28 protein-coding genes are annotated in these 26,953 nt (G+C 46.6%); 10 read left to right on the top strand and 18 right to left on the bottom strand.

The genetic code is table 11. The annotated features are described in order from the left end of the window. The first annotated feature begins 194 nt into the window (after window positions 1-194). The gene (locus tag BN1002_RS04490) at window positions 195-887 is read left to right on the top strand and encodes a Crp/Fnr family transcriptional regulator (RefSeq protein WP_082036131.1); all 693 of its coding nucleotides are present in this window, start codon (window positions 195-197) and stop codon (window positions 885-887) included. A 119-nt stretch (window positions 888-1,006) separates the two neighbouring features. On the opposite strand, the gene BN1002_RS04485 is transcribed toward BN1002_RS04490, so the two are convergent. The 4 genes from BN1002_RS04485 to BN1002_RS04470 all read right to left on the bottom strand — a co-directional run bounded on the left by BN1002_RS04485 (window position 1,007) and on the right by BN1002_RS04470 (window position 4,203). Then, complete coding sequence (locus BN1002_RS04485; protein WP_048823811.1) at window positions 1,007-1,729, bottom strand: YwiC-like family protein; 723 nt, start codon at window positions 1,727-1,729, stop codon at window positions 1,007-1,009. 113 nt (window positions 1,730-1,842) lie between these two features. Next, the gene (locus tag BN1002_RS04480) at window positions 1,843-2,268 is read right to left on the bottom strand and encodes a respiratory nitrate reductase subunit gamma (RefSeq protein WP_048823810.1); all 426 of its coding nucleotides are present in this window, start codon (window positions 2,266-2,268) and stop codon (window positions 1,843-1,845) included. Between the two features lie 169 nt (window positions 2,269-2,437). Then, window positions 2,438-2,950 carry a molybdopterin-guanine dinucleotide biosynthesis protein B gene (mobB, locus tag BN1002_RS04475; RefSeq protein WP_052445613.1) on the bottom strand — a complete coding sequence of 171 codons (513 nt, stop codon included), beginning with the start codon at window positions 2,948-2,950 and terminating at the stop codon, window positions 2,438-2,440. After that, window positions 2,938-4,203 carry a molybdopterin molybdotransferase MoeA gene (locus BN1002_RS04470; RefSeq protein ID WP_048823809.1) on the bottom strand — a complete coding sequence of 422 codons (1,266 nt, stop codon included), beginning with the start codon at window positions 4,201-4,203 and terminating at the stop codon, window positions 2,938-2,940. Before BN1002_RS04470 ends, mobB begins: the two co-directional genes overlap by 13 nt. A 227-nt stretch (window positions 4,204-4,430) precedes the next feature. Between BN1002_RS04470 and ric the strand changes: the two genes are divergently transcribed. Beyond that, window positions 4,431-5,126 (top strand): iron-sulfur cluster repair di-iron protein, encoded by a 696-nt coding sequence (gene ric, locus BN1002_RS04465; RefSeq protein WP_048823808.1) that lies wholly within the window; start codon window positions 4,431-4,433, stop codon window positions 5,124-5,126. A 157-nt stretch (window positions 5,127-5,283) separates the two neighbouring features. On the opposite strand, the gene moaA is transcribed toward ric, so the two are convergent. After that, window positions 5,284-6,300 carry a GTP 3',8-cyclase MoaA gene (moaA, locus tag BN1002_RS04460; RefSeq protein WP_048823807.1) on the bottom strand — a complete coding sequence of 339 codons (1,017 nt, stop codon included), beginning with the start codon at window positions 6,298-6,300 and terminating at the stop codon, window positions 5,284-5,286. 371 nt (window positions 6,301-6,671) lie between these two features. Between moaA and BN1002_RS04455 the strand changes: the two genes are divergently transcribed. Beyond that, window positions 6,672-7,376: a Crp/Fnr family transcriptional regulator gene (locus tag BN1002_RS04455; protein WP_048823806.1), complete on the top strand. Its 705-nt coding sequence runs from the start codon at window positions 6,672-6,674 to the stop codon at window positions 7,374-7,376. 225 nt (window positions 7,377-7,601) lie between these two features. Here the strand turns inward: BN1002_RS04455 and BN1002_RS04450 are convergent, their stop codons facing one another. The 5 genes from BN1002_RS04450 to BN1002_RS04430 form a co-directional block, all read right to left on the bottom strand. Next, window positions 7,602-8,765 carry a TIGR04053 family radical SAM/SPASM domain-containing protein gene (locus tag BN1002_RS04450; RefSeq protein ID WP_231574972.1) on the bottom strand — a complete coding sequence of 388 codons (1,164 nt, stop codon included), beginning with the start codon at window positions 8,763-8,765 and terminating at the stop codon, window positions 7,602-7,604. Between the two features lie 153 nt (window positions 8,766-8,918). After that, window positions 8,919-9,344 (bottom strand): hypothetical protein, encoded by a 426-nt coding sequence (locus BN1002_RS04445; protein WP_048823804.1) that lies wholly within the window; start codon window positions 9,342-9,344, stop codon window positions 8,919-8,921. Between the two features lie 96 nt (window positions 9,345-9,440). Further along, window positions 9,441-9,779 (bottom strand): DsrE family protein, encoded by a 339-nt coding sequence (locus BN1002_RS04440; protein WP_048823803.1) that lies wholly within the window; start codon window positions 9,777-9,779, stop codon window positions 9,441-9,443. A 184-nt stretch (window positions 9,780-9,963) separates the two neighbouring features. After that, window positions 9,964-10,272, bottom strand: coding sequence for a metal-sulfur cluster assembly factor (locus tag BN1002_RS04435; protein ID WP_048823802.1), 309 nt, complete (start codon window positions 10,270-10,272; stop codon window positions 9,964-9,966). Window positions 10,273-10,331: 59 nt separating this feature from the next. Next, the gene (locus BN1002_RS04430; protein ID WP_048823801.1) at window positions 10,332-11,135 is read right to left on the bottom strand and encodes an alpha/beta fold hydrolase; all 804 of its coding nucleotides are present in this window, start codon (window positions 11,133-11,135) and stop codon (window positions 10,332-10,334) included. Window positions 11,136-11,343: 208 nt separating this feature from the next. Here BN1002_RS04430 and BN1002_RS04425 point away from each other — a divergent pair, with 208 nt between their 5' ends. The 3 genes from BN1002_RS04425 (at window position 11,344) to BN1002_RS04420 (ending at window position 12,714) form a co-directional block, all read left to right on the top strand. Next, on the top strand, window positions 11,344-12,168 hold the full coding sequence (locus tag BN1002_RS04425; RefSeq protein ID WP_048823800.1) for a Cof-type HAD-IIB family hydrolase: 825 nt from the start codon (window positions 11,344-11,346) through the stop codon (window positions 12,166-12,168). A 206-nt stretch (window positions 12,169-12,374) separates the two neighbouring features. After that, window positions 12,375-12,527, top strand: coding sequence for a hypothetical protein (locus BN1002_RS24000; RefSeq protein ID WP_197072739.1), 153 nt, complete (start codon window positions 12,375-12,377; stop codon window positions 12,525-12,527). Between the two features lies 1 nt (window position 12,528). Next, on the top strand, window positions 12,529-12,714 hold the full coding sequence (locus tag BN1002_RS04420; RefSeq protein WP_048823799.1) for a DUF3813 domain-containing protein: 186 nt from the start codon (window positions 12,529-12,531) through the stop codon (window positions 12,712-12,714). A 130-nt stretch (window positions 12,715-12,844) separates the two neighbouring features. Here BN1002_RS04420 and BN1002_RS04415 read toward each other — a convergent pair whose 3' ends face one another. After that, entirely contained in the window at window positions 12,845-13,642 is a 798-nt protein-coding gene (locus BN1002_RS04415; protein WP_048823798.1) for a BsuPI-related putative proteinase inhibitor, read from the bottom strand. Between the two features lie 33 nt (window positions 13,643-13,675). Further along, window positions 13,676-14,518: a YitT family protein gene (locus BN1002_RS04410; protein WP_048823797.1), complete on the bottom strand. Its 843-nt coding sequence runs from the start codon at window positions 14,516-14,518 to the stop codon at window positions 13,676-13,678. A 172-nt stretch (window positions 14,519-14,690) separates the two neighbouring features. On the opposite strand from BN1002_RS04410, the gene BN1002_RS04405 reads away from it, so the two are divergent. Together BN1002_RS04405 and BN1002_RS23155 are read left to right on the top strand one after the other, a co-directional pair. After that, window positions 14,691-15,551, top strand: coding sequence for a DegV family protein (locus tag BN1002_RS04405; protein ID WP_048823796.1), 861 nt, complete (start codon window positions 14,691-14,693; stop codon window positions 15,549-15,551). 115 nt (window positions 15,552-15,666) lie between these two features. After that, window positions 15,667-15,798, top strand: a complete 132-nt coding sequence (locus tag BN1002_RS23155) for a DUF3941 domain-containing protein (RefSeq protein ID WP_082036129.1) — start codon at window positions 15,667-15,669, stop codon at window positions 15,796-15,798. Window positions 15,799-16,198: 400 nt separating this feature from the next. On the opposite strand, the gene BN1002_RS04400 is transcribed toward BN1002_RS23155, so the two are convergent. Further along, on the bottom strand, window positions 16,199-17,062 hold the full coding sequence (locus BN1002_RS04400; RefSeq protein WP_048823795.1) for a CvfB family protein: 864 nt from the start codon (window positions 17,060-17,062) through the stop codon (window positions 16,199-16,201). A gap of 213 nt (window positions 17,063-17,275) precedes the next feature. On the opposite strand from BN1002_RS04400, the gene BN1002_RS04395 reads away from it, so the two are divergent. Further along, window positions 17,276-17,767 (top strand): YajQ family cyclic di-GMP-binding protein, encoded by a 492-nt coding sequence (locus BN1002_RS04395; RefSeq protein ID WP_048823794.1) that lies wholly within the window; start codon window positions 17,276-17,278, stop codon window positions 17,765-17,767. 180 nt (window positions 17,768-17,947) lie between these two features. Continuing rightward, a complete protein-coding gene (locus tag BN1002_RS04385) occupies window positions 17,948-18,817 on the top strand; it encodes an SDR family oxidoreductase (protein ID WP_048823792.1) in 870 nt (289 codons plus the stop codon). A 56-nt stretch (window positions 18,818-18,873) separates the two neighbouring features. On the opposite strand, the gene BN1002_RS04380 is transcribed toward BN1002_RS04385, so the two are convergent. The 5 genes from BN1002_RS04380 to BN1002_RS04360 form a co-directional block, all read right to left on the bottom strand. Next, window positions 18,874-19,896: a LacI family DNA-binding transcriptional regulator gene (locus BN1002_RS04380; protein ID WP_048827727.1), complete on the bottom strand. Its 1,023-nt coding sequence runs from the start codon at window positions 19,894-19,896 to the stop codon at window positions 18,874-18,876. Window positions 19,897-20,361: 465 nt separating this feature from the next. Then, a complete protein-coding gene (locus BN1002_RS04375) occupies window positions 20,362-22,722 on the bottom strand; it encodes a glycoside hydrolase family 31 protein (RefSeq protein ID WP_148362729.1) in 2,361 nt (786 codons plus the stop codon). Between the two features lie 359 nt (window positions 22,723-23,081). Next, window positions 23,082-23,924, bottom strand: a complete 843-nt coding sequence (locus BN1002_RS04370; RefSeq protein WP_048823791.1) for a sugar ABC transporter permease — start codon at window positions 23,922-23,924, stop codon at window positions 23,082-23,084. Then, entirely contained in the window at window positions 23,924-25,204 is a 1,281-nt protein-coding gene (locus BN1002_RS04365) for a carbohydrate ABC transporter permease (RefSeq protein ID WP_048823790.1), read from the bottom strand. The genes BN1002_RS04370 and BN1002_RS04365 overlap by 1 nt, the downstream gene beginning before the upstream one ends. Window positions 25,205-25,351: 147 nt before the next feature. Further along, complete coding sequence (locus BN1002_RS04360) at window positions 25,352-26,626, bottom strand: extracellular solute-binding protein (protein WP_048823789.1); 1,275 nt, start codon at window positions 26,624-26,626, stop codon at window positions 25,352-25,354. Window positions 26,627-26,953 lie beyond the last annotated feature (327 nt).

Below are 26,953 nucleotides of genomic sequence, written 5' to 3'. Positions count from 1 at the left end.
GCCGTTTCCTCCATCCTAATAAGGTGCAATTTTTAACAAAAAGGGTTGGCGAATTTCCAGGGAAATATTTGTCGAATGTGACTTTTGTATGAATATTCACATGGTTTTATAGTTTTTTTCCTTCTTTAGCAATATAATAATAGTAATATCTTACATGTTCCTTATGTATTAGCTGGAAAAGGTAGGTGGCAGCCATGCAATCCTTAGCAGGAACACCGGCAAAATTAACAGAGTTATTAAAGCATACCCATCATATTCAAAAGGTGGAAAAAGGACATTTTCTTTTTCAGGAAGGATCCCCCTCCCGGGAAATTTATGTCTTGTTAAGTGGTTTAATACAGGTAAGCAAAATCATCCCGGATGGCAGGGAATTGACCTTAAGGATATGCTCCGAAGGTGATTTAATCGGTGAGTTGAATATTTTTTGCGCAACTCCTCGGAATTTGTTGAGCGCAAAGGTTGTTGAAAGCGGTGAAGTCGCTGTTATCATGAAAGACGAGCTTGAAGCGAAGCTTGCCCATGACAGCGAATTGGCATTGGAATTTATGAAATGGATGAGCCAGCATTACAGGAAGACCCAAACGAAGTTCCGGGACCTTGTGCTCCATGGAAAAAAAGGAGCTCTTTACTCAACCTTGATCAGGATGGCGAATAGTTATGGCGTCAAAACGGGTGAAGGCATCATGATCGATCTTCTACTGACAAACCAGGAGGTCGCGAATTTTTGCGGTACATCCAGGGAGGTTGTCAACCGGCTGCTCAGTGATTTAAGGAAGAAAGGGATTATCTCCATTGATAAAGGGATTATTACCATTCACCAGCTTGCCTATTTAAAAAGTGAAATTGACTGCGAAAACTGCCCGAAAGAAATATGCAATATTGATTAATATAAATCAAGCCTGCCGGCAATTGATGCCCGGCAGGCTATTATTTTGCCCGGAAACCTTCCCAAAAATTAAAGGAAAGGCGACGGGAGTATAAACCGATCAAGGAACAAGGCATGCCCTTAATTCAGGGTAAGATGGAAAACCATCAAGGTAAAGAAGATTGTTGAGTTGACGATTTCATATATACCAATTTGCTTAGGGGTCAGCCCTTTTCCGTAATAATACAAAGCCCTGAAGGTGCTGGGCACGAATGCAAGTGCGACGAGCCACTGGGCGGAAACAGCCCATAGTACAGGAATCATCAAATGGAAGCCCCATGAAATCCATTTGAAAGTGGCATTTTTCTTTTCCCTTATCATTGATTTCACAAAGAATGTGCTGCCAATGAAAAACAAGCATGATACAGCGAATACAAGTATTGCCTCCGTATTTACGTTTCCAGTGGCAAGATAGGCACTGGCGATGCCTGCGAGGGAAAATGCCCCGATCGCACTGAAATCGTTAGCGAGGGCACGATCTTTATTTTGCGAAGAGAAATAAGCATTGATCAGGAAAAACGGAATCATCATAACTCCAAACCAGGCTGTCGAAGGCCGTTCTAAAAGCGGAAACAGCAACAGCAAAACTGCAGGCACAAAATAAACCAAGGACCACTTTACATGGTATTTCAATTTCTTCTTCTTAAATAAAAGCAGCATTGGATATGTTGATAAATAAAGGAGCAGCCATCCAAGGAAAAACGGGATATGCTCCCACACAAAGCCGCCTGAAACGACCCCTAGCCAGAATGGAATAATGACCATCGCCCATGCGCCGTGCTGCTTTGGCATAAATAATTTCATTCTTAACACCTCTCCGTTAGCATCTTACCATCACTATAGTGGAAACCAAGAAGCCACAAAGTGAAATGCATCACATTTTAAGAGATGAAAAGTGTCAGAATTGGCAACAAGTCCTATCGTAGTCTGGCTTTCCTTCTGTTAAGCGCTTTCAGAACATAAAGTGGCTTAAATAGGACAGATACATATTTCGTGAATGAGAAAAATAACAGGAATGTAAATAACAGCAATAAATGTATTTGCAGCAAAACAGAGGCATGCTTCAAAACCGTTAAGTCCGGGCTGAAATACAGGAAGCCAAGAAGCCATTGCCCCATGTTCGGCAGGTCATCCGTGGAACGATAAAAAGCAATCAACCCCACACCGGTCAGAGTCGTTAACAGCCAGAGAAGCTTTACGATGCGATTTAAAATAACACCGGACTTAACCTGCATTTCCTCAAACATTGCAAAAGATTCATACTGCCACACAATCCCCATACCCAGGATTGCCGCAACTGTATACGGATAGACGAGCCAGGCAAACCAATGAAACAATCCCACCCAAATCACTCCCCTTTTTTGCACAACCATGTTTCATTGTAACGGAGTAATCGTGACAATTCAGTGACAAAAGTAACTAATCTCAAGGTTTTCCCCTATTTGGATTGTAAATTTGCAGGTTGTCCGTAAAAAAGACAACTCCACTGAATTCGGGCAGAAAAAAAGACACCTAGTCAAGATGTCCCATGATAAGTTCAGCTAGATTTTCTGCTATTTCGCTATGTTGAATCGGAAATGCCGGGTAATCAGTATCGGGTTTACTTTGCCAGTATGCCGCGGCGAGTATATTTTTTAATTCGTGTAGAAGCCGTTCGTCCTCTTCGTTTCGCAAGAGGAGGATTTTCGGGTATGCTGCATGCTTATGTCCTTCAATTAATATGAGATCCGGCTTAAATGCCGACAATAAGGTCAGCTGTTCCTCAAGGGTCCACTCATCCTTTTCCGAATGGATGAGGAGCCGGCCCGCACCTTCAACCAATACAGCCTCGGCACCGGCGGCTAGATGGCGGGCTGAATCTTTTTGCTCAAGGACATCGGGTTTCCCGCCATGGCCATGATGCTTTATAGACGCGACACGGCAGCCCGCCTCTTTCAAAATTTTAATCATGGACTCCGATAAAGTCGTTTTCCCGCTGTTCTGATAACCAACAACTTGAAAAACGAATGGCCTTACCAAGGCCATTCGCTTCCTTCCTGGTCTTCAAGCAGGAGGACGTCGACTTCCATCCCCGCTTCAAATCCTCTTGTGCCGCCGGGCAGTACCATGAGGGAATTCGCACCGGCAAGGCTCATGACAATGTTCGATTTATCTAGTCCACTCGGTTTCGCCATCAGCCTGCCTTCATGGAAGAACGCCGTGCTGCGGACGAATCGGGCGAACGGATTCGCCTTCGGAAAATCTGTATCCAGAACTCCTTTTTCCTTGCGGAGATGCGGCTTGTCCGAACAAAGCATCGTCCGAATTATTGGCCGTGTAAAAAGTTCAAAGCCGACATAGCATGCGGACGGATTTCCTGAAAGCCCGAATAGAAGCTTTCCATCAAATTGCGCGACTGTAGTTACGCTGCCCGGCCTCATGGCCACTTTGTTGAACAGCACCTCCGCACCGAGTTTTTCATAAATAGCCGGAAGATAGTCAAAGTCACCCACAGAAACGCCGCCGGTCGTTACGAGCATGTCGACTTTACCGAGTGCATTTTTGACAGCATCGAAGCATGTATCGAAATCATCGGGGAGCGTCCCGAAATACTCAACTTTACCGCCAGCGCGTTCAATTTGCGCGGCAATCATGTAGGAATTGCTGTTGCGGATCTTTCCGGGGACGAGCGGATCATTGACATCAAGAAGCTCGGTTCCTGTTGCATATAGGCCGACAACCGGCTTCTTGGCAACAGGTACTTCCGCATAGCCAAAAGTCGCGAGCATCGCCTGGATGCCCGGGTTGATAAGCGTCCCTTTTTGCACGAGGATCTCCCCCTGCTTGGCATCCTCGCCCTTATAGGAGACATTTTCCCCTTTTTTGATTTTCCGCTTGATCGTCATGTAGTTTTTGCCATCGCGCTCGGACGTTTTCACTAATTCAAGCATCATGACGGCATCAGCCCCCTCAGGCATCATCGCACCGGTCATGATGCGGACTGCCTGCCTTTCGCCAAGGGTCTTTGAGGTTGTATGGCCCGCCCCAATATGGTCAATCACCTCAAATTCAACAGGACTATTCAGCCCGGCTTCCTGCGTGTCAGCAGAACGCACGGCGAAACCGTCATAGGGCGCTCTCGTAAAATGGGGGACATTGCTCGTTGCAACGAGATCCTCCGCAAGGAAGCGGCCGTAGCTTTCATTTATTGATATGTGTTCGGTTTGACCCGCTTGCTTATAATTCATAACCCGCTGCACAGCTTCGCCAATTGAAATCGGCTTTCTCATTTCCAGCATGTCATCATCTCCTGCAAATCACTATATAAGTACTTCATCTCCCTTATAAGGGTAGCTGAAACCAGATTTAATGGCAAATACGGAATTGTGGACATTTTTTGGCGAAATGAAAATGTCACTGAAAAATATTCTCAAGTGTGATGCAGGTCACCTTCTCCCCTCGCTCGATGGTTTATCCTTAAATTAACCAAAAGGCTTATTACCTTTAACAAGGAGGAAATAGTAACATGCTTAAAACTTATTCAGCTCAAACACTCGTAAGAGATCTTGTAAATGAATTCCCTAAAACAGCCGATGTTTTCAAGAGCGTCCGGATTGACTTCTGCTGCGGCGGTGCGACTCCAATCGCCGAAGCGGCTGCCGCTGGCGGCTTGAACCTTGAAGACCTCATGGCAAAATTGGATGAGACTATCGAAAAGAGCGGACAATTAGAAACGGATGTAAAAGTATGGACTGAATCTGATTCCAATACAATCATCGACCATGTCATCAGCGAGTACCATAATCCGCTCCGTGAGGAATTTTTGAACCTGAGCCCCTATGTCACGAAGGTTTCCCGCGTACATGGCGGACATCGTCCTGAACTTATGAAAGTGTATGAGCTTTATTATGAACTGAAAAAAGAAATGCTTGAGCATGTCGCGAAAGAGGAAGAAACAGTATTCCCATTAATCAGGCAGCTTGACGCCGAGATGGTGGAAGATCGTGAGCAAGCGCTCAATTATATTAAAGAGCTTGAAAAGGAACATGACCATGCGGGCGCCATCCTAAAGGAGCTTCGTGAAATCACTTCCGACTTTACTCCGCCGGCTGATGCATGCGGAACTTACCGTCTCGTCTATAAGCGGCTTGAAATGCTTGAGGAGCAAACGTTCATGCATGTGCACCTCGAGAACAACATCCTTTTCCCAAGGTATTTCTAATTAGTTCTAAAATCAAACAGCAGCCCGATTCTCTCTATTGAATCGGGCTGCTTTCCTTCTCAAAGGCTTTGTTATCCTTGGCTGTTGATTTCCACCCCGGGGGACTTATTTAAAAAAAGAGGCTTGCCCGATATTTCCGGGCCAAGCCTCTTTATTATTATCCGCCAATGTAGGACATCTCGATTTTCTTGCGGTTTGCGGCTGTTTCCTCTGTCCGCTCATCCGAATAACGGTCTTTCCGGCCTTCCCAGATCGACGTGACCCGCTCGGCAAGCTCCTCATCCGTTGCGCCGTTCCGCATGAAGTTGCGTATATCATGGCCGTTGCCATTGAACAGGCAGGTGAATATCTGGCCGTTCGCTGACAGGCGGGACCGGGTGCAGCTGCTGCAGAACGATTCTGAAACAGACGTAATGAATCCGACTTCCATGTCCGTCCCTTTATAGCGATACAGCTTGGCCACTTCGCCATAATAGGCCGGGTCAACCGCTTCAAGCTCATATTTTTCCTTCAGCATATCGTAAATCTGTTTTTTGGTGACAACATCATCCATTTTCCAGCCATTCGTGCTCCCTACATCCATATACTCGATATAGCGGAGCTGAAGGCCATTTTCCTTGCAGTATTCCGCCATCGGGAGGATGTCCTGGTCATTGAGGCCTTTTTTGACAACCATATTCACCTTAACGCCAAGGCCGGTCTTCCTGGCAGCAGCAATTCCGTCAAGGACAGGCTTCGTTCCGACATTTCTGCCGTTAATTTGCCCGAATAGCGTGTCATCAAGTGTATCGAGGGAAACATTCACCCTCATCAGCCCAGCCGCCTTCAGCTGCTCTGCGAATTTTGGCAAAAGAACACCATTTGTCGTCAAGCCGATATCGCTCAATCCGTCTATTTTCGACAGCATTTCAACAAGGATGGGAAGATCTTTACGAAGGAGCGGCTCTCCCCCTGTCAGCCGGATTTTTTCGACTCCAAGACTGACGAAAATTTTCGCAATCCGCTCAATTTCTTCATAGGTTAGCAGGGCACTCCTCGGCAAAAACACAAAGTCCGGCCCGAATTTATCGGCGGGCATGCAATATTGGCAGCGGAAATTGCAGCGGTCGATGACCGAAATCCTCAAATCCCTTAGCGGCCTGTTCAACTTATCTTTAATAATGGACTTTTCCATTGTCTCAACTCCAATATTCAGGATATGGCAAACACCACTTCCATTTAGGGAAGGAACCTGCAAAAACCGGCGGTTTCTACAACACTCCAATTCGCATCCGTTCACCAGTCTCTTTCACGAAAAAAAGACATTAACTTACATATACATATTGTTTACTGTTATTTCACTACATTTTAGCACATATTAGAAGGCATTTGGTAAAAGCCGCCTAGCTAATAGCAGTTTTCATAAAATATTCATATTTTGCCTGCCAGACTTGAGTTTTCACTATATTGTCATTGTTAACAGAATTTCTAAGCCTGTTCGTGAAGTACAATAAAAGTAACAAAAATCACAGACGGAAATTCAATTAAGATAAAGAGGTGGCCACTATGGTAGCGGAAAAAACGATGAAACCAACCCACTCCATCGAAATAAAAGAACTCTTGCATTTTGCAGACAGGACCTTCAGATCTGAGCGCGGCTCTTTTCTATTTCGGGAAGGAATGGAAGCGGAAGAACTTTATATCATCCTTTCCGGCAAGGTGCAAATCAGCAAAATTACCTCGGATGGACGCGAATTGTCACTGAGGATTTGCAGCGAGAACGACATTTGCGGGGAATTAACGTTGTTCACGTCCAATCCGAAGTACCTTCTGAGCGCGAAAGTCCTAGAAGCTGGAGAAGTCGCCGCAATCCGAAAGGACGTCATCGAGACAGAAATCTTCCAAAACAGCGCGCTAGCCTTTGAATTTATGAAATGGATGAGCGACCACTTCAGGAAGACCCAGACCAAATTCCGCGACCTTGTGCTGAACGGAAAACGCGGTGCCCTGTTCTCAACCTTGATTCGTATGACCAACAGCTACGGCATCCATACGAAAGAAGGCATACTCATCGACCTGCCATTAACAAACCAGGATCTAGCCAATTTTTGCGGAACATCCAGGGAAAGCACCAACCGCATCCTGGCTGACCTAAAACGTGACGGACTCATATCAATTAAAAAAGGAAAAATAACCGTTCATAACCTCGAATATCTCAAACAAGAAATCGGCTGCGAAAACTGCCCCGCCGTCTATTGCAGCATTGAATGAAACAGGGCTCACTCTTCGAGGGTAAGTTTGAACAAAAGCATATCGAAAGAACAGGCCGGAGCATTGTCGTTCCGGCCTTTTGTCTGCGCCCTCTTTGGGAGGGGGCACTTTATATGAACAGGTGGCCCGTTGCGCTGGGCCGCCTGTTTTTTTGCCAATGTGTGAGGGTGCTTAGCTGTCTTCTCCTTATAGAAAGGCTTGGAATGGAGCGGCAGCCGGCCCGGGTTATGCCTGCTGGCCCTGCTTTTCACGCAATGCTTTCGGAATGTAGACACAGAACGGTTCGCTCTCCAGGTAATCCCCTGTCATTGCATACGCCCTGGAACGGGACCCGCCGCAAACATGGCGGAATTCACATACACCGCATTTTCCTTTATACTCATCAGGATTTCGGAGCGATTTGAAAATCGGCGAGTTGCGGTAAATTTCAGCGAGCGGAGTTTCCCGGACATTTCCCGCCTTGACCGGAAGCAGGCCACTTGGGTACACATCGCCGATATGGGAGATGAACACAAACCCGTTACCGTCGTTTACTCCCATCGGAGCACGGCCAAGTCCGTCAATCGAACCGGTCAGCCCGTGCGCTGTCAAAGCATTCAAATATTCAATTTCCCCCTGCTGCTTCTTCGCCTCGCGCATTTTTTGCTGGATGACGACCCGGCGGTAATGCTGGCCGGCGGTTGTTTTAATATCGAATTTCACGCGTTTGCTAAGGTCATACAGCCAACGAAACACATGCTCATGCTGGACAGGCGAAATCATATCGCTTTCCTGCCCCCTGCCTGTCGGTACGAGGAAAAAGACACTCCAAAGAACACATTCCAATTCTTCCATCAAGCCGGCCATTTCATCAAGATAGTCGATATTGTACCTTGAAATCACCGTATTGATTTGAATCGGGATTTCAAGCTCATGCAGGTATTTAATACGTTCAAGCGTCAGGTCAAAGGAACCGGCTGTCCCACGGAAATGGTCATGGATTTCCGCTGTAGGGCCGTCGAGGCTGAATGCCCAGCGTGACAGTCCTACTTCCTTCGCTTTTTCAATCGCTTCCTTTGTAACATTCGGCGTTGCACTCGGAGTCATTGAAACGCGAACACCTTTTTCAACGGCATACTTTGCAATATCAAATACATCCTTGCGCATGAGTGGATCCCCGCCTGTAAAAACGAGCATCGGATTTTGCATTTCGTATATTTGGTCAATCAAATGTTTTCCTTCTTCAAAAGAAAGCTCACGCGGATCGCGCATGTATTGCGCTTCAGCCCTACAGTGCAGGCACTTCAGCTGACAGGCGCGCGTCAATTCCCAAATCACAATAAACGGATTCTCATTAAAATCCCGCGCATACGGGTTTTTCTTCATCATCATTTCCGGATTAAAAGCCATAAAAAAACGCCTCCTATATGGCCGGCTCTCACTAGCCTTGTTACTTGTATTATAAAACCGTTAGGCAGGGCAAAAAGTGAGGTGCGTCACATCTAAGGAGTTTTGTATGACGTAATTGTGAAAGTTAATAATATAAATAACATCAGTATGAGGTTAACGGAGTTTTGAAGGGTGGGGTTTTGCTTGGGGCTGAGGATGGGTGGCGTGGCTCTCAGCGACCGTGATGGAGATTTTCTCTTGGCGCGGTCGAATATAACCTTCGTCATCGACCGTAACTGAGATTTTCCCCGGCTGCGGTCGAATAGAACACTTCTCATCGACCGTAACTAAGATTTTCCCCGGCTGCAGTCGAATAGAACGCTTCTCATCGACCGTAGCGATGATTTTCCCCGGCTGCGGTCGAATAGAACACTTCTCATCGACCGTAACTGAGATTTTCTCCGGCTGCGGTCGAATAGAACACTTATCATCGACCGTAACCAAGATTTTCTCCGGCTGCGGTCGAATAGAACCTTCGTCAACGACCGTAGCGATGATTTTCTCCGGCTGCGGTCGAATAGAACGCTTGCCTTCCCTCAACTATTTCGAACCTGGATGAAGCACCGGAACCAACCCATTGTTTCAAAAACAAAAACCAGCAGCACGGCGGCTGTTGAGCCGGGTGCTGCTGGTTTTTTAGGAGATAGTGAGTGTTTCGTATTGGGCGGCGAGATTGATAAAGTCGCCCATGGTGCTGATTTTGCCTACGGTGATTTTTTCCTGGAGGCCGTAGTGGTCGACACACGTTTTGCAGGCGAGGATATCGACGCCTTTTTCTTCGAGTTCTTTGAGATGGACCGAAACGAAGGATTCGTCGGTCATGAGGTAGACGCCGGAATTCATGCAAAATACTGCTTTAGGGAGTTCGTCCCTCTGCTTCAATAATGTAAAGAAGGTTTCAAGGACGTTTTCGCCTAGCTGCTCGTCCCCACGGCCTAGCTGGGTCGATGTGGCAAGGATTACTTTATTTTTCAACACAATCCCTCCTGTTTTTTGCAAAAAGCTTTTCCTGTTATGTAAAGCGGGACAGGAAAGCAGCCATTCGCTTCCTGTCCCAAAAAGGCGCTCGGGAAAAAGCGGGAAACATAATCCCCTATCCCATAATTACCTATATATTATAACTATTTCACAAGAACCTGCTTGTAAATCGCTAACTAACTTACCTGATCCCCAATGCAATCTTAGCATAGCGGGACATCATGTCTTTCGACCATGGCGGGTTGAAAACGATATTGACATCTGTCTCTTTTACTTCGGGAATGTCGGCAAGCGCGCGCTTGACCTGATCGACAATGGTTCCCGCCAGCGGGCAGCCCATCGAAGTCAGCGTCATCGTGACGGTTGCTTTACCCTCCTCGTCCATTTCTACATCATAAACGAGCCCAAGGTTGACGATATCGACGCCAAGCTCCGGGTCAATGACAAGCTCCAATGCCCCCATAATACTATCTTTCAATTCCTGATCCATTATAATCGCTCCTTTATCATCTATCATTGATGCCCGCTTCAAACTGCAAGCGGGAAAAATCAAACATGTTTTTCTTCTGCCAGTGTGCCTGCCTTGGCCCCTAGGTGATTCGAAAACCAGTCCACGAGGGCATAAACGCCTTTATGGGTTACTTTGTGTCCGGCATGCTTTTCAGAGACAAAAGCTATGTCGCCTTTTCGGTCTGGATTCGCAAGCAGTTTTTCGTAAAAAGTCCAAGCATACTGATGCGGTACAACTGTATCTGCTTCCCCGTGCCAGAACAAGAGTGGCCTTGATGCGAGCTTTTCCGGCTGCTGGCTTAAATCAAACGGACGCAATCCCGCAAGTTGGACTTGGAGTTCCTCTTCAGAATAAGGCAGCTTGTAGCCGCGTTTCTGCAATTCAGAGATTTGCCAATTTGCCATATCGTAATAATTCGGCGAGCCCATCAGACTGACGGCCGCATTAATCCAATCATACTGGGTCAGGGAGCCGAGTGTGACAATTCCGCCCATTGAAGTGCCGGCAAGGCCAATTTCTCCTGATGAAGCAAGCCCCTTTTGCACAAAATATTCCTTGACCGTATTTACTTCTTGAATCGTTTTTATTACAATATCCCAAAACCTAGCCGATAAATCCTGTTCGCTAAGGCCCTGGCTCCGTTCCCCATGAAATGGCGCGTCAGGAAGGACGGCCCTGAACCCTGCCCTTGCCAGTTGGTAGGCAATATGCAGGTTATTTTCCTTCACGCTCGTAAAGCCATGGACAAAAATAACCATTGGCAGCCGGTCATTCAGTTTTTCTTCACTTGCAACCTCGAGGACGGGAATGCTGTCTATTTGTTCATTGCGGATAACAACCAAAGATTTAAACCTCCTGAACCTTTCGAAATTTAGTTTAAGCCATAAAATCAACAAGCGGTGTGATTTTTTTTACATGCCCGCTGTATTATTGGTAACATGGTGTTTATGGAATCGCAAAATTCAATGCAGTATTAGTTTACCATTTTTGCGCCATTAATCATAAAAGGAACCCTTGGGATGGGGAATTGTTGAACGAAAGGAAGAGACTATGACTGAGAAACACTTAATCGCACTTGATTTGGACGGAACGCTGCTAACAGATGATAAAGTCATTTCAGAGAAGACGAAAGCTGTATTAATGAAGGCTAAAGAACAGGGACATGTAGTCATGATTTCAACTGGACGCCCGTTCCGTTCGAGCGAACCGTATTACCATGAATTGATGCTTGATACGCCGATCGTAAACTTCAACGGAGCATTTGTGCACCATCCGCTCAACAGCAGCTGGGGAATCTATCATTCGCCGCTTGATGTAAAGGTCGCGAAAGATATCGTGGAGGCCTGCCGTTCCTATACCTTCCATAATATAATCGCGGAAATCATGGATGATGTTTATTTCCATTATCATGATGAAAAGCTGCTCGACATTTTCAGCTTCGGCAATCCGAAAATAACATCTGGCGACCTCGCTGAATATTTGCAGGATTCCCCAACGGCGATGCTGATTCACACGGATGAAGAACATGTCAAAACGATCCGCAGCCATTTAAGCGACGTCCATGCAGAAGTGATTGACCACAGACGCTGGGCCGATCCGTGGCATGTCATTGAAATTGTGAAAAGCGGAATCAATAAAGCTGTCGGGGTCAAAAGGGTTGCTGATTATTTTGGCATTCCTTCCCAACGGGTCATTGCCTTCGGTGATGAAGACAACGATTTGGAAATGATTGAATTTGCCGGGCGCGGCGTCGCAATGGGCAATGCCATCAGTCAGCTGAAAACACTCGCCAATGAAATCACCCTCACAAACGAGGAAGACGGCATCGGCGTTTATCTTGAGGAAACCCTTAACCTGAAAAACAAGATCTATTGATTTTTTTGCAAAAGTTACCCTGGAACGCAGTCAGCGATTTCCAGGGTTTTTAATTTCCAGCACGGAATTATATCCAATTTGCAAAAGGGAGGACTAGACCGGTTCTAGCGGCTTTTATCTAATAACACCATCCCGTTTCGAACATACTACCTAATGAAACAGTTCCGCTGTTTCGCTATGAACGCTCATAAATGGAGGGATTTCGAATGGGTAGACGTACCAAATCGAAACGGTTTGTCCAGCAGGGGGCAGATTCAGTCGCAAGGCACAGCCAGCGGATCCCGTACAGGATGACGTACGCGGAAGCCGAAGCGCGTAAGCTTGAAAATGCCAATGAAACCTCGTACGGAGGACTCTAACATGGCCAACCAACTCTATCAGCAGGCACGGAAATACACGGCCCAAGCACTAGCCGCACCGCCCGAACAACGCGGCGAAGCACTCGCAAAAGCCAAAAACGCACTCAGCTCCGCCTACGCCAACTCCACCCAGGCAGAACAACAGCAGCTAAGCGAAATGCAAAACAAACTCGACTCGCTAAGCTAAAGCAGGGAACGGTTTCACTGCTTCCTCATTACGGGCCAGCTGGCAGCCGCCTGTTCCGGAGCCTGCCCGCTGCAAGAAATTATGAGCAAGAAGAAGGCCGATCCCTCATAAAAGGGAACCGGCCTTCTTCCTATTTCCCACCCTTGAACTGCTCAAGGACAATTGCAACCGGCTCACCTTTCATTGCTTCTCCCTCTTTTTCATATATGTTCAGAATGAGTGTCCCGGATAAAGGAAGTTGATCAGGTGAAAGCGAAAGAGCAATTTTAAATTCTTCCCACTCCGGATAAGTAGTCCCTGTTGTTACCTTGGTCTCCGGCACGAGCTGGTTATGCCCGTCTTCGACCGTATAATAAAAGCTTCCCGAACGCGGGCGCGCTTTTCCGGTAACTGTGTAAGTGCCGCGGGTACCTTCAGAACGAATGGCCTCGAAAACAGCATCCTCTCCCCTATCATTCTCTTCTATCTGTCCAGCCGGAACGTCAAAGACTATCTCAGCAGCTAAGCTTCGGGGAACCGCCGCTTTTCCGTCCACCTTCACAGCTCGAACCGCAGCCACAATTTTATACGTGCCACCGGGCACCCTGATGCCGTCCCCCGTATAATTCCAGCTCTCTTTCCATTCCTTTGTCCCACCTGCTGGGACTGTCACCGTCTGAAATGCCTGCAAATAGTAGCGTCCTTTTGAAAAGGAATAAACCTCGCTTCCGCTTTCATCAAGAACAACCGCGTCATAAAACTGTGATGTTGGGAATTCCAGTTTTACATCCTCCGTCCCTTTATTATCAAGCTTCAACCGGACTTCGGCCTGTTCAGGCCCTGGTTCTGCTTCCACTGTGAATGCCAGACCTGTTTCCTGATTGCCTTCATTTTGCGCAAAAGGCATCCATAATGATAAAAGCAGCATGGACGCAATCGTTAAATTCATCGTCTTTTCCTCCTGACTGAATGGACCGGTTTCCTAGTCCCGCCTGAAGAAACCGAGTACCCCTGTTGTCGGTACAATGTTCGTAAACGCCTGAGGATCTGTTTCCTTTATTATCCTTTCAAGGTCAAACAACTCGTACCGGGTAATGACAATCATCAGAATTTCCTTGTCTTCATTCGTATAAGCCCCTTTTGCCGGGATGGACGTCATCCCTCTTACAAGCTTAGTCTGGATCGCTTTCCGCAATTCTGGCGCATTCTTCGAGACAATCAGGGCAGTCAATTTCTGGGCGCGTGTATGAATCGCATCAATGACCCTTGTTGATGCATAGAGATTTACCATCGTGTAGAGCGCTTTTTCCCAGCCGTACAATAAGCCTGCTGTTAAAGTGATAACGGCATTCAAGGCAAAAAAATACGTGCCGATCGGCTTATCCTTCATACGGGAAAGAATCATCGCGATAATATCGAGTCCGCCTGTCGAAGCTCCCCACTTAAGCGTGATACCGACCCCAATCGCCGAAATCACTCCCCCGAATACGGCATTTAATAAAATGTCTTCAGAAATGTGCCGGACAGGGATGATCTCCAGAAAGAGAGACATTAGCGCGACACTTAAAAAGCTGTAAACCGTAAAGGATTTCCCAACCTTCATCCAGGCGAGAATAGTAACCGGGATATTCAACAGCAGGAGCAGGAAACCTGTCGACACGGTCAGCGGAGTTACATCCGTCAAGACTCTGGAGAGAAGCTGAGCCGCCCCCGCAAATCCGCCGGCATACACATTGGCCGGAATGAGGAACAGATTGAAGCCAATGGCATTTAGCACCGCTCCCAGTAAAACAATCAGGAATTTTTTCGTATGAAGCCAAACCATATGCACATCCCCTTCCAAAACCATCCTGATGCTATCTTACAACGCGGTAAACCGCGCATCCGGATACTTCTATATTTCCCCTTTTTTCTCAATTATGTCCTTCCATCATTGTATTTTTATGGGGAAACCGATAAACTGAGGACAGAGAGAAGATTGGAAAGCAGGTGAGTTCATGGCAATTAAATTATTTGCCGACAGCGCATGCGATATGCCGCTTGCATTTTATGAGGGGAATGGGGTTGGGCTTTTTCCTTTGAAGGTCCATTTGGATGACAAGGAATATGAGGATTTGCAGGGAATATCCCCTGAAACGATCTATGAGGCCATCAGGGCAGGCAAAGTGCCGAAAACTTCGCAGGCATCGCCGCTCGGTTTTGAAAAAACATTTATTGAATTAGCCAAAAACAACGAAGACGGAATATACATAGCCTTTTCATCCGAATTATCAGGGACATACCAAACGGCCGTCATGGTCCTGGAGCAAGTAAAGGAAGAATACCCTGATTTTAATTTCACCATCGTCGATACGAAGTGCGCTTCGCTTGGCTACGGGCTCGTGGTCAAAGAAGCCGTAAAGCTTGCCGCTGCAGGCGCGTCAAAAGACGAAATCCTGAAAGATGTCCTTTACCGCAGCCAGCATATGGAGCATCTTTTCACGGTTGAGGATTTGGATTATCTCGCCAAGGGTGGCCGCGTGTCAAAAGCATCCGCATTCCTCGGCGGCCTTTTGAATATCAAGCCGCTCCTCAACGTGGAGAACGGGAAGCTTGTTCCCCTCGAAAAAATCCGCGGCAAGAAAAAGCTTTTGCGCAGGGTCATCGAAGTGATGAAAGAACGGGGCAATGATTTATCCTTGCAGGAAATCGGCATCAGCCATGCCGCCGACCGGGATACTGCCGAAGAAATGAAACAGATGATTATTGATGAGTTTGCGCCTAAAAACGTCTATATCAGTGAAATTGGCGCGGTCATTGGAGCCCATACAGGGCCTGGCACCATTGCGATATTCTTCTTGAATGAGGTGCAGAAGTAAGTTTTTTGCGGTGATACACCGTGCGTTTTTTGCAAAAATTACTTGCCGGATTAGGCGTATACTCCTTCCCAGTCTACAGAAACTAAACCTGTACAAAATGGGAAGGAGTTTTTATATGCCAAAGACTTCGGATAATGATAAAAAGGCGCAGGACAACAACGCCCTCCGCCATGAAAAGAACATGATGCGCGAGAAAAACAGAAAAGCCGGCAAGAATGCTTATTCAAAGAAGACTGACCACTTGTAAAGACCCGTTAATGGGTCTTTTTTTGTGCAGGTTATTTTAACGCGCATTGAGACTGACACTAAAGGCTTTGTTAATGGTGAGTGTTGATTTTCAATGAGGTTGATTGGAACGGAGGAGACTGACTCCGGCGGGATGCAGCGGCACGTGGAGACCCCATAGGCGTCTAGGACGCCGAGGAGGCTCCATAAAGACTGCTCCTGCGTCACAGACTATTCGAGGAAGCGAACCTTCAGCTCGTCGCAAAGCAGCACGATGTCAATTCATAGATGTTTCTCATGAAGTTGGATCAAGTAGATGCTTCGCCCCGCGGAAAGCATGTCTTCGGAGTGGAAATCAACAATTAATGATAACAGAACCTATATAAAAGAAAAACAGGCTCCCTGAAGCAGGGAGCCTGCAATTATTCTTCCTTTTTATAAGTCCAGCTGCCTTCCTGGTACACTTTGCCGTCCTTCATCAGTTTACCGAGGGCACGCTTAAAGGCACCCTTACTCAATCCGAAGCGTTCCTGTATATCCTCAGGCTGGCTTTTGTCATTGTAAGGCATCGCGCCATTTCTTGAGAGAAGATAATCATAAATCGAAGCAGCATCCTCATCAAGCGCATCCTGTTTCCTGGCAAGGAGGGAAACGTTGACGGTGCCATCCTCTTTCACATCAATGATCCGGCCCTCGACCTTCTCGCCCAGCCTCGGCTCTTCCGCCCGCTGCGATTCATGGATGAAGCCGCGGAACCCTTCAAGCGTGTAAATCCAACTGCCAACCTTCGCTGTCCGGTAGATGTGGCCGGTGACATTCTTATTGAAGTCCTTCCGGGTTGCTTCTTGGGAAATTTCCTGGACGACCGGATCGGTTGCCAGCTTGGCGTACAAGCGGTATTGCCTGTTCACCCGAATGGTTGTGTATAGCATGTCGCCCACGGCTGGCCAGATTTCTTTATGTGCCGGCAAGTCTTCTTCGCCAAGCAAAATATCCTTTTGGATGCCGATATCAAGGAAAACCCCCACACCTGGCTTTTTATCGACCACTTTCAGCCAGGCATATTCACCGGCAGTTATCGTTGGCATAATTGATGTTGCCGCCACACGGCCATGCGCATCAGGATAAAGGAATACTTCCACTTGATCCCCTTCCCCATATTCACCTGCCGCTTCATTGCTATGAAGAAGTACATCCTCTTCACCGTCTGTCAAAAAATATCCGTATGCGGCTTTTCGCGCCACTTCAAGCGTCAACTTCCGCCCTACCTGTTCAATCAATGCCACTCTAAATTCCTCCGTCCTGCCATTTGTTGTTTCACTTTCTTTATTTTACTATAATGGAACTAGAAGAACAAAAAGCGAAAGCGCCTCGGTCAGCCCCGACCAGCATAAGACGGAGCCCGGAGGACGGGCCTGCCCTCCGGAGGGATATGGCTTATGACCTCGAGGGGTTAGGCGCTTGAGCTGGATTATGAAAAACAGTATCGGAGGTTGACCATGTCTAAAGATAGTTCATTTGATATTGTATCCAAAGTAGATTTTGCTGAAGTGACTAATGCGGTGACCGCGACGATGAAAGAAATCAAGACCCGTTACGATTTTAAGGGATCCAAGAGCGACGTTTCCCTTGATAAGGAAGAGCTTGTCCTTGTTTCTGATGATGAATATAAAATGGATCAGCTGAAGGATGTTCTGCTCAGCAAATTGATCCGGCGCGGCGTCCCGGTCAAGAACCTTGATTATGGCAAAATGGAAGGCGCGTCCGGAGGAACAGTCCGCCAACGCGCAAAATTGGTCCAAGGCATTGATAAAGAGAATGCCAAGAAAATCAATAATCTAATCAAAAACAGCGGACTGAAAGTTAAGAGCCAAATTCAGGACGACCAAATCCGCGTTACCGCGAAAAGCCGCGACGACCTGCAGCGGATCATCGCCGCTGTCAAAGAAGCGGATTTAACGGTCGATGTGCAATTCATGAATTACCGTTAATATCTAGCAAGGTAACCTGCAAAAATATCATTCTGTTTCATAGGCGGCACAGCTAGCTCAATCCAGCTAGCTGTGCCGCCTTTTTTTGCAAACGCCTCTCTTCCAGTTTTTCTCATGTTAGATTCCCAGCAAAAGAAGGAATTATGTTGAGTAGGACAAAAATAAAAGGAGGCAGAATCCATGAATAAAAAAGAGTTGCCAAAAGGCGGTTTCCCGCCTCAGGAGCAGGATGAACAGCCAGGGCTTACAAGCGAAATGAATCCCGAGCCCATCCATGTCGACCCAAAATATAAAGGAAGCGGAAAGCTTGAGAATAAAGCCGTCCTCATTACCGGAGGGGACAGCGGCATTGGGAAGGCGGCAGCGATTTATTTTGCCAAAGAAGGCGCTGACGTTGCCATCGTCTATTTGAATGAGGACAATGACGCGGACGATACAAGGAGGCAAATCGAGGACGAGGGCAGAAAGTGCCTCCTGATCCCTGGCGATGTCGGTGATGAGTCTTTCTGCAAAACAGCAGTTGAGAAAACAATTGAGAAGTTCGGCAAGCTGGATGTGCTCGTGAACAATGCCGCAGAACAGCATCCACAGGATAGCTTGTTGGACATCAGCACAGAGCAGCTTGAAAAGACGTTCCGCACGAACATTTTCTCAATGTTCCATCTGACAAAAGCGGCCCTGCCGCACTTGAAGGAAGGTGCTTCAATCATCAATACGGCCTCCATTACAGCCTATGCTGGCCATAAAACGCTGCTTGACTACTCAGCGACAAAAGGGGCGATCGTATCGTTCACCCGTTCCCTGTCCATGTCGCTTGCAAAAGACGGCATCAGGGTAAACGGCGTCGCCCCAGGACCGATTTGGACACCTCTGATTCCTTCAACATTCGATGAGCAGCAGGTTGAAAAGTTCGGGGCCGATACGCCGATGGGACGCGCGGGGCAGCCATTTGAATTGGCGCCGGCCTACGTTTTCCTCGCATCAGATGACTCTGCCTATATAAGCGGACAGATGATCCATATAAATGGCGGGAAAATCGTTAACGGTTAAAGACTTCACACTAAAAAGAGAAGCGACTCGCTTGAGGCGCTTCTCTTTCATTTCATTTAATCAGGTAATTTGGCGCAGGAACTGCGTTTGACGATATGATGTTTAATGATGATCCGCTTTACTGGTTCGTTTGGATCTTTGATGGTTTGGATCAGGCTTCTCGCCGCCTGGAAGCCAAGGTCGAAAATATTGATATCGACGGACGTCAGCTGCGGGCGGGCCAATTCAGCGAGCAGGACATTGTTAAAGCTGACAACCGAAACATCATCGGGAACCATGATGCCAAGTTCATCAAGCATGTTCAGAACCCCTAATGCCATCAAATCATCCGCGACCACCAGGGCTGTTGGCTGGTTTTCCAGGTTCATCAGGTCACGGACCGCTTCCCTTCCGCCTTCTCGGATAAAATCATCATGTTTTACGTAGTCGTCAACAAGCTCCAGGCCGGCATTATCCAAAGCTTCTTTGTAGCCGTTCAAACGGTCGATTGTCACCACTAAGTCGAGGCTTCCGCCGATGAATGCAATTTTCTTATGCCCCAGGCTGATTAGAGATTCTGTGACATGATTTGCGGCGCGGACGTTATCATTGTCTACATGCGTAATTTCTTCAACATCCTTATAAGGCTTGCCAATGACAACGAATGGGAATCTGCTTTCTTTTAAGTAGTCGATGATTTTGTCTTCCACTTTGGAGTAAAGAAGAATAGCGCCGTCAACCCGTTTTCCTTGGACCATTTGTTTTACACTTTCGAGATTTTCTTCTTCAGTTCGGCCGGTCAGCATTTGAATGGCATAATTTTTTACTCTTGCTCCCTCGATGATTCCTTTGATGACTGTCTGAAAAAAAGGATTTTCGAAGACGGCGTCCGAACTTGGCATGATCATGCCGATTACCTGAGTTGATTGGCTGACCAGGCTCCTGGCTATGAAGTTGGGATGATATCCAAGTTCTTTCATGGCATCTTTTACTTTTTTCTTTGTTTCTGTGCTGATTCTCGGACTGTTTGCAATCACCCTGGAAACTGTAGAAGGTGCTACATTAGCTAATTTTGCAACATCTTTTATTGTTACAGCCACACGCATCACCCCTTCCTTTTTGAAATTTCCGTTTATTTAGCAAATATAATATATAGGTTGAATTAAAGATTAGAATCAATCGGTAACGTTGTGGCTGATATCCGCTCCGGGCATTTCGCTTTCCGCGGGGCGTCAGTGGAGCCTCCTCGTCGCGTTGCTCCTGCGGGGTCTCCCCTTGCCGCTCAATCCCGCAGGACAACCGACTTCCTCGAATGGGCTTTGTGGCTGATATCCGCTCCGGGCATTTCGCTTTCCGCGGGGCGTCAGTGGAGCCTCCTCGTCGCGTTGCTCCTGCGGGGTCTCCCCTTGCCGCTCAATCCCGCAGGACAACCGACTTCCTCGAATGGGCTTGGCACGAAGGAAATGCGTTAGCATTTTCGAGGAGTCTACATGCCTGAGCTCCTATCAACCAGCTATTCAATTTAAAAAGTGTAATTATTATGTTCAACCTATATAGCAAAATAATTATAAAATATATGTGGTTGTTTTACTTGTCTTTTTTGCAGGAGGTTTCACTTGCCCATCGATTTGGAGTTTCAGTTCCCTTCCGTCCCCGTGGACAATGAGTTCGACTTCCTTCCATGATGGGGAAAACTCTCCCTCATCCTTTGCAGAAATAATAATTTCATTTTTATTTTGGACAAAGTTGTATTGCCTGTTCAACCACTTTCCTTCTTCATAAGCAAAAGTACTTCCGTCATCCTCATATAAAGAAAGGACGCTTTCAGTTCCTTCCTTATAGTACAGATGGAGGAGCAGCTTTTGATCAGGTACCGCTGTCGTCAATTTGCCGTCTGTTAAAGCAATGGCCGTCCCCTGTTTAACGAAAATTGGCAGGGTGTCCAATCCCGCCTGAACGAGGTGGTGCCTTCCGCCTTCATAAATTTCATTACTCCAATAGTTAATCCAGGAGCCTTCAGGCAGGTAAACCACCCGGCACACGGCACCGGGCTGCATGACCGGGGCGACAATGACATTATCGCCGAGCATAAATTGGTCTGACAGGTTCCAGGTCATCGAGTCTTCCGGGAATTCCATTAACAACGGCCTCATGACCGGAAGACCGGATTTGTGGGCTTCATGAAACAGTGTATAAAGCTGTGGAAGCCATTCATAGCGCAGGGTGATGTATTTTTTGATAATCTTTTCATACTTTTCCCCGAAGGACCATGGTTCCTGCCTGGCAGACCCAAGGACGGAATGATTCCTGAAATACGGCGTCAATGCGCCAGCCTGCGTCCACCTTGTCAGCAGTTCGCCATTGCTGTCATGGGCGAAGCCGCCGACATCCGTTCCAGAAAACGCAACGCCGGACAAGCCTAAATTCATCAACATTGGCAGGGACATTTGCAGGTGCTCCCAAAAACTGCGGTTATCACCAGTCCAAACCGCCGCATAGCGCTGGATTCCTGAAAAGCCCGCGCGCGTCAGCAGGAATGTCCGCTTCCCTTTCAGATGCTTTTTCATCCCGCCAACAGTCGCCTCGGCCATCAGCAAGCCGTAAAGATTATGAAGCTCCTGGTGTGTTTTCGGGCTTCCGTCATTTTTATGGATGACGAATAGGTCCATTGTTTTTGATTCATTGAAAACAGAAGGCTCATTCATATCATTCCATATGCCTTCTATTCCTTTTTCGGCATAAAAGCTGTGGAGGTCCCCCCACCAGTTCCGGACACTTGTTTCGGTAAAATCGGGAAACGCGCTCTGTCCTGGCCAAACTTCGCCGTAATATATTTCATCGGTTGGATATTTGCAAAAATAGTCTTGAACGACCCCATCCTGATATACTCCATATTCCGGATCCATTTTAACGCCGGGATCGACAATCGGGACGACCTGGATTCCCTTTTCCTTCAAAGCCTCGACCATTTCGGCAAAATGAGGGAAGGTTTCCTTGTCGAAGGTGAATACCCTATAGCCATCCATATAATGAATATCAAGATAAATTGCATCGAGTGGAATTCCCTTATCGCCAAAAAGGCGGACAACGTCCATAACTTCTTCTTCATTTGCATAGCTGTATCTGGACTGGTGGTACCCCAACGCCCATTTTGGCGGAATCGGCATCCTCCCTGTCAGGAAGGTATATTGCTCGACCACACTCTTTGGATCCGGCCCGGCCATGACGTAATAATCAAGCTGGCCGCCTTCAGCTCCGAAAGAAAATGTTTCATTGTTGCTTCCTAAATCAAAAAACGACTTAAAGGTGTTATCGAAATAAATTCCGGTTGCTTTCCCGTCCCTCAAAACCATGAAAAAGGGAATTGATTGATAAAGCGGGTCTGTTTCCGGGTTATGCGGCGCATATACGTCTGTATTCCACATGACAAGCTTTTCGCCCCGCTTATCCAAAAAGCCTGTCTTTTCACCGAACCCATAAAAGTGGTCATCCGGATGGAGAGTTTTTTGGCAATAAACCCCCGCGCCTTCCGAATACCCCATTCCCAGTTCCGCATCCTGCAAGAGTGTTCTGCCTTCGCTGTCTTTTACAGTGACTGAAATCGGACTTTTTTCAATAAACACGTTGAGCTGCTTTGATTTGACGTGGTAGGCAGCTGCGGTTTCTTCCATAATGAATTCCACGCTTCTGCTGTTCGGAATGATGGCCGGACTCGTTTGGCCGGCTGTTTCCCCTTGAAAATTAATGGCGATCCGGACAATATCTTCTCTGGAGAATGCGATGTTAAGATTCCCTGATTCAGTCTGGATCGAAATGCCGTTTTCGATCTGAGTGAAGCCGGCAGCCCGGCCAATCCTGTTCAGTTTCTGGGCACTGCTTTGGCCTTGTAATTCGGGGTGTATGGCAAAACTTGAATCTTCCAGCATTGTTCTTACTCCTTCGCTAAAAAATCTATCGCTTATATATGTTCATTTTCATAGAAAAAGAGGGACGGAATTAGAGATAGTAATTACTCTGAATTCAATTCCGTTCCCCCTTTGTTTATTAGAATTTTAAATATAGTTGTGACACTCATCCTGCAGATATATTTATATAATCTTGATGTTGATTTTGCTCCTGGCACTTCGCTTTCCGCGGGGCGCCAGTGGAGCCTACTCGCCGCTTTGCGCCTGCGGGGTCTCCACTTGCCGCTGCATCCCGCAGGAGTCTACGTGCCCTACGCTAAAACCAACATGCTTGAAAGCAAATGACGTCCATTGTCTTCCTATTTTAAAAGTTGGTTAAATCAGCCCTTTGTTCCTCCAGCGGTTAATCCTGAGACGAAGTATTTCTGGAATGACAGGAACAGGATTGCGATTGGGATGGCGATTAAGACCGAACCAGCTGCGAAGGTCGTATACTCGCTGCCAAACTGGCGTGATACCAAATCGTATAGACCTACTGCGAGAGTAAAGTTTTCCTCGGAGCGGAGGAGAACTTTTGCGAGAATAAAATCAGTAAATGGCGCTATGAAGTTAAAGAGAGCGACGACTGCGATGATCGGCTTTGCGAGTGGCATAATGATTTGCAGGAAAATCCGCATATGGCCGGCTCCGTCCATCCGGGCGCTTTCATCCAGTTCCTTCGGGATGGAGTCCAGATAGCCTTTCATCAGCCAGGTGTTCATCGGAATCGAGCCGCCGACATAAATCAATATCAACCCCAAATGGGTATCGAGCAGGTTTGCCACCCTGGCCAGGACGAAGATGGCAATCAACGCCGCGAAATTAGGGATCATTTGCAGCAGCAGGAAAAGGGTCAAGCCATTCTTCCTGCCAACAAACCGATAGCGCGAAAACGAATAGGCCATCAGGCTGATGACAACGACAGAACCCGCCATCGTCGTAAAGGAAATTTTCAGTGTATTCCAATACCAGATTAAGTAATCGCTTTTGGCCGGATCGAAAATTTCTTTATAATGGTCAAGCGTCGGGTTTTTAGGAATCAGCGATGAACTGGAAAGGCTCATACCCGGTGTGACCGATGCGCCAAGAATCCAAAGGATTGGATAAATAATCACTATAGCCATGATCAGGACAACAAGATAGGTGAGCGAAAGGCGGATAGCCCTTTGTGTCTTCATATTCATCACATTGTGCCCTCCTCAGTAAACGCCTTCGTTCTCCTGAACTGCCAAAGAGCAACGGTTATGACAATTGCGGAAAGAATCATCGTAATCGCAGCCGCCATGCCATATTCCTGGCTTGAAACAGTCAGGCTGTAGATCCAGGATATCAGGATATCTGTTCCGCCGGCATTCTGGCCTGAAACCGCCGGGCCGCCCGAGTTAAACAAATAAATAATATTAAAGTTATTAAAGTTGAACGTGTATTGTGTAATTAAAATTGGCGAAATCGAGAACATGACGAGCGGGAACGTAATCGACCGGAATTGCTGGAATCTTGAGGCTCCATCAACTGTAGCCGCTTCATACAGTTCATCCGGAATCGCCTGCAGCACTCCTGTCACCATTGCAAAAATGAATGGGAAGCCAAGCCACGTCTGAATCATGATCAGGGCTATCCTTGTCCATACGGCTTCGGTCATCCAGTGGACCGGGCCAATGCCAAAGGCATCCAGGACAATATTATTTATAGCACCGAAACTTTCATTGAACATCCCCGAGAAAATCAGGATCGAAACAAATGCCGGAACTGCCCATGGCAAAATCAAAATCGTCCGGATAATCGCCTTTCCTTTTAAATCCTTCTGGTTTACAAGGACTGCAAGGAAAATGCCGAGGGCAATCTGAAAGGTCGTCGCCCCGAATGTCCATAATATCGTCCAGGCAAATACACTAAAGAATGTATTCCGCCAAATATCCAAAGTGAATAGTTTAGTAAAGTTCGCAAATCCGACCCAGTCAACCAATTTAGCGGGCCACTGATGATAGAGATTATAATTCGTAAAGGCTAAAAGAAGCACGAAAATTATCGGAAGGATGACAACAAACACAAGCAGAAGAAATCCCGGGGTAACCATTAAGTAAGGGAAGCCTTCGTCTATTAACGCATGATATTGATCTTTTATCGAGTTAAGGGCAAGGCCCATATCCCGTTTTTTTCCGTTTTTATAAGCATCCCGCAAGTTGAAATAATAGAAAGCGAGTCCAAATAGTAGCAAAATGACGGCGATAATACCGTATACTAGCAAGAAAATCGAATTGTCCTCGGGCAGAACTTCACCAAGTGTGACCAGTCCCCATAGGCCAATATTCAAAATATCTTTAAACGCAATAATAAAGGAAAGCGACAGGATTAGAAAAATAATCCCTTTTGCATATTGCCGATTGTACAATTGTCCCAGTCCTGGGACCACGGATAAAGCCGTTGCGACTTTCCGGTGGTTCGACCTTAGTGTTCCGTCCATTTGAAAGGAATCCCCTTTCTCTCTATCTTCTTTTCCAAGCGGCAGAAGTTATTCTTCCAGCAAAAAGATGGCCAGCGTTTCATTCAGTAAAATGAAGCAGTATCCCTGGCCGGGATACCGCTTCAAAAAAATTTCAATCAACTGGCGTTACTTTCCGCCGTGGTTCGCTTCGATGTTTTGTTTGATTTGCTTAACTGCATCGTCAAGCGCCTTTTTGGAATCTGCCTTGTTTGTTACGACAGTCTGGACTGCATTTTTCATAGGTACCCATACCTCAGCCATTTCCGGAACACTTGGCATTGGAACAGCATCAGCAGACTGAGCCATTACTGCTGCGGCTCCTTCGTTGCTGTTAACGAAGTTCTGATCTTCAATCAACGACTTCATCGGAGGAATTTCCCCAGTCAGTTCAAAGCGCTTTTTCGCATTTTCTTCATTTGTAAGATGTTCAACGAACTTTTGCGCCCACTCAGGGTTTTTACTGAAGTTTGTTACAAACCAGCCTTTAACTCCCATGAACGTTTTCACTGGCTGGCCGTTTGGCAGTTTAGGCATTGGTGCGACGCCGAAATCAATTCCAGCAGCCTTGTAATCCTGGAATGCCCATGGACCGTTTTGAACCGCAATCGCTTTTCCATCCTTGAAAAGCCCGTTCATTTGGTCATTTGATTTTTCACCGATGATACCCCTTGGGAATAATCCTTCAGCATACCACTTTTTGATATAATCGCTTGCTGCAACTGCGTCATCATTGTTCAAGCCGATATCAGATACATCAGGCTTGCCATCTTTTTCGCCGAACACATACGCGCCAAATCCGGAAAATACTCCGTGCGCATGGTAAAAGTCATCCCAAATTGCCAGGAATCCATAGTTTCCGTCTTTCGTAACTTCCTTGGATTTTGCATAAAGCTCGTCCATTGTCGCAGGAACTTCAGGGAGAAGCTTTTTGTTATAAATGAAAACTGGTGTTTCTACAGCTTTCGGAAGTGCATAGAGTTTTCCTTCATACTTGAGGGCGTCCACAGATGCATCAGTGAACTTGGAAAGTACTTCATCACTAACATTCAGTTCTTTTATATAGCCTTTGACAACTGAAGGGCCTACACCGTCATGGGACATCGTAATAACATCAGGAGCCTTTTCAGTTCCTCCATCCAATGCAAGGGTTTCCTGCATCTTCGTGATATTCAACTCTCTGAATTCAATCTTAATGCCAGTTTCTTTCTCGAATGATTTAGCCGCATCCTCGAGTGCCGCACCTTTGTCCTGGTCTTCCCAAACAATCAGTTTTTCCGGCTTGGCAGCTTCTTCGCTTTTCTTGTTATCCTTGCCGCCGGTTTCTTCCCTTTTAGGGCCGCATGCTGCCAGGGAACCAATCAAAAGTACGGCCATTAAAAAGAGTGATAGTGCTTTCTTCATTCTTAACCCTCCTGAAACAATCTCTGTTTTTTGGTTGCCCACTCAATCTTCTAAAATGCGTTTCTAATAATCTACGCATTTCATGAAAACGATTGCACAACTTAATTTTAATTATAGTAGTTTTCTCCGTTTTGACAAGCTGGTTTTTAAAATATTTTCCAATATTTTTTTGTTTTATTGATTAAATCCCTCTCTTTCTTGCAAAAAAGGTGCCGTTTCCCTCGTTTTTTTATAAATTTCATAAGGATCGTGCTGCTTGTTTATGCAATTTTTGCGCACCCGCTTGCATAAACCTATAAAAAAACAACCCAACTTTGAAATAGGTGG

Source organism: Bacillus sp. B-jedd (assembly GCF_000821085.1).
Taxonomy (GTDB): Bacteria; Bacillota; Bacilli; order Bacillales; family Cytobacillaceae; genus Bacillus_D.
This window is presented reverse-complemented; position numbering and strand designations above follow the sequence as displayed.

Bases quoted from the DNA above. Each gene is read 5' to 3' on its own strand.
- moaA (WP_048823807.1), bottom strand. From the start codon at position 6,300: ATGGAAAAGTCCATTATTAAAGATAAGTTGAACAGGCCGCTAAGGGAT.
- BN1002_RS04485 (WP_048823811.1), bottom strand. From the start codon at position 1,729: ATGAAATTATTTATGCCAAAGCAGCACGGCGCATGGGCGATGGTCATT.
- BN1002_RS04395 (WP_048823794.1), top strand. From the start codon at position 17,276: ATGTCTAAAGATAGTTCATTTGATATTGTATCCAAAGTAGATTTTGCT.
- BN1002_RS04450 (WP_231574972.1), bottom strand. From the start codon at position 8,765: ATGGCTTTTAATCCGGAAATGATGATGAAGAAAAACCCGTATGCGCGG.
- BN1002_RS04410 (WP_048823797.1), bottom strand. From the start codon at position 14,518: ATGGTTTGGCTTCATACGAAAAAATTCCTGATTGTTTTACTGGGAGCG.
- BN1002_RS04365 (WP_048823790.1), bottom strand. From the start codon at position 25,204: ATGGACGGAACACTAAGGTCGAACCACCGGAAAGTCGCAACGGCTTTA.
- BN1002_RS23155 (WP_082036129.1), top strand. From the start codon at position 15,667: ATGCCAAAGACTTCGGATAATGATAAAAAGGCGCAGGACAACAACGCC.
- BN1002_RS04415 (WP_048823798.1), bottom strand. From the start codon at position 13,642: ATGAATTTAACGATTGCGTCCATGCTGCTTTTATCATTATGGATGCCT.
- BN1002_RS24000 (WP_197072739.1), top strand. From the start codon at position 12,375: ATGGGTAGACGTACCAAATCGAAACGGTTTGTCCAGCAGGGGGCAGAT.
- ric (WP_048823808.1), top strand. From the start codon at position 4,431: ATGCTTAAAACTTATTCAGCTCAAACACTCGTAAGAGATCTTGTAAAT.
- BN1002_RS04375 (WP_148362729.1), bottom strand. From the start codon at position 22,722: ATGCTGGAAGATTCAAGTTTTGCCATACACCCCGAATTACAAGGCCAA.
- BN1002_RS04490 (WP_082036131.1), top strand. From the start codon at position 195: ATGCAATCCTTAGCAGGAACACCGGCAAAATTAACAGAGTTATTAAAG.
- BN1002_RS04405 (WP_048823796.1), top strand. From the start codon at position 14,691: ATGGCAATTAAATTATTTGCCGACAGCGCATGCGATATGCCGCTTGCA.
- BN1002_RS04370 (WP_048823791.1), bottom strand. From the start codon at position 23,924: ATGAATATGAAGACACAAAGGGCTATCCGCCTTTCGCTCACCTATCTT.
- BN1002_RS04425 (WP_048823800.1), top strand. From the start codon at position 11,344: ATGACTGAGAAACACTTAATCGCACTTGATTTGGACGGAACGCTGCTA.
- BN1002_RS04420 (WP_048823799.1), top strand. From the start codon at position 12,529: ATGGCCAACCAACTCTATCAGCAGGCACGGAAATACACGGCCCAAGCA.
- BN1002_RS04470 (WP_048823809.1), bottom strand. From the start codon at position 4,203: ATGCTGGAAATGAGAAAGCCGATTTCAATTGGCGAAGCTGTGCAGCGG.
- BN1002_RS04435 (WP_048823802.1), bottom strand. From the start codon at position 10,272: ATGGATCAGGAATTGAAAGATAGTATTATGGGGGCATTGGAGCTTGTC.
- BN1002_RS04455 (WP_048823806.1), top strand. From the start codon at position 6,672: ATGGTAGCGGAAAAAACGATGAAACCAACCCACTCCATCGAAATAAAA.
- BN1002_RS04360 (WP_048823789.1), bottom strand. From the start codon at position 26,626: ATGAAGAAAGCACTATCACTCTTTTTAATGGCCGTACTTTTGATTGGT.
- mobB (WP_052445613.1), bottom strand. From the start codon at position 2,950: ATGGCCTTGGTAAGGCCATTCGTTTTTCAAGTTGTTGGTTATCAGAAC.
- BN1002_RS04385 (WP_048823792.1), top strand. From the start codon at position 17,948: ATGAATAAAAAAGAGTTGCCAAAAGGCGGTTTCCCGCCTCAGGAGCAG.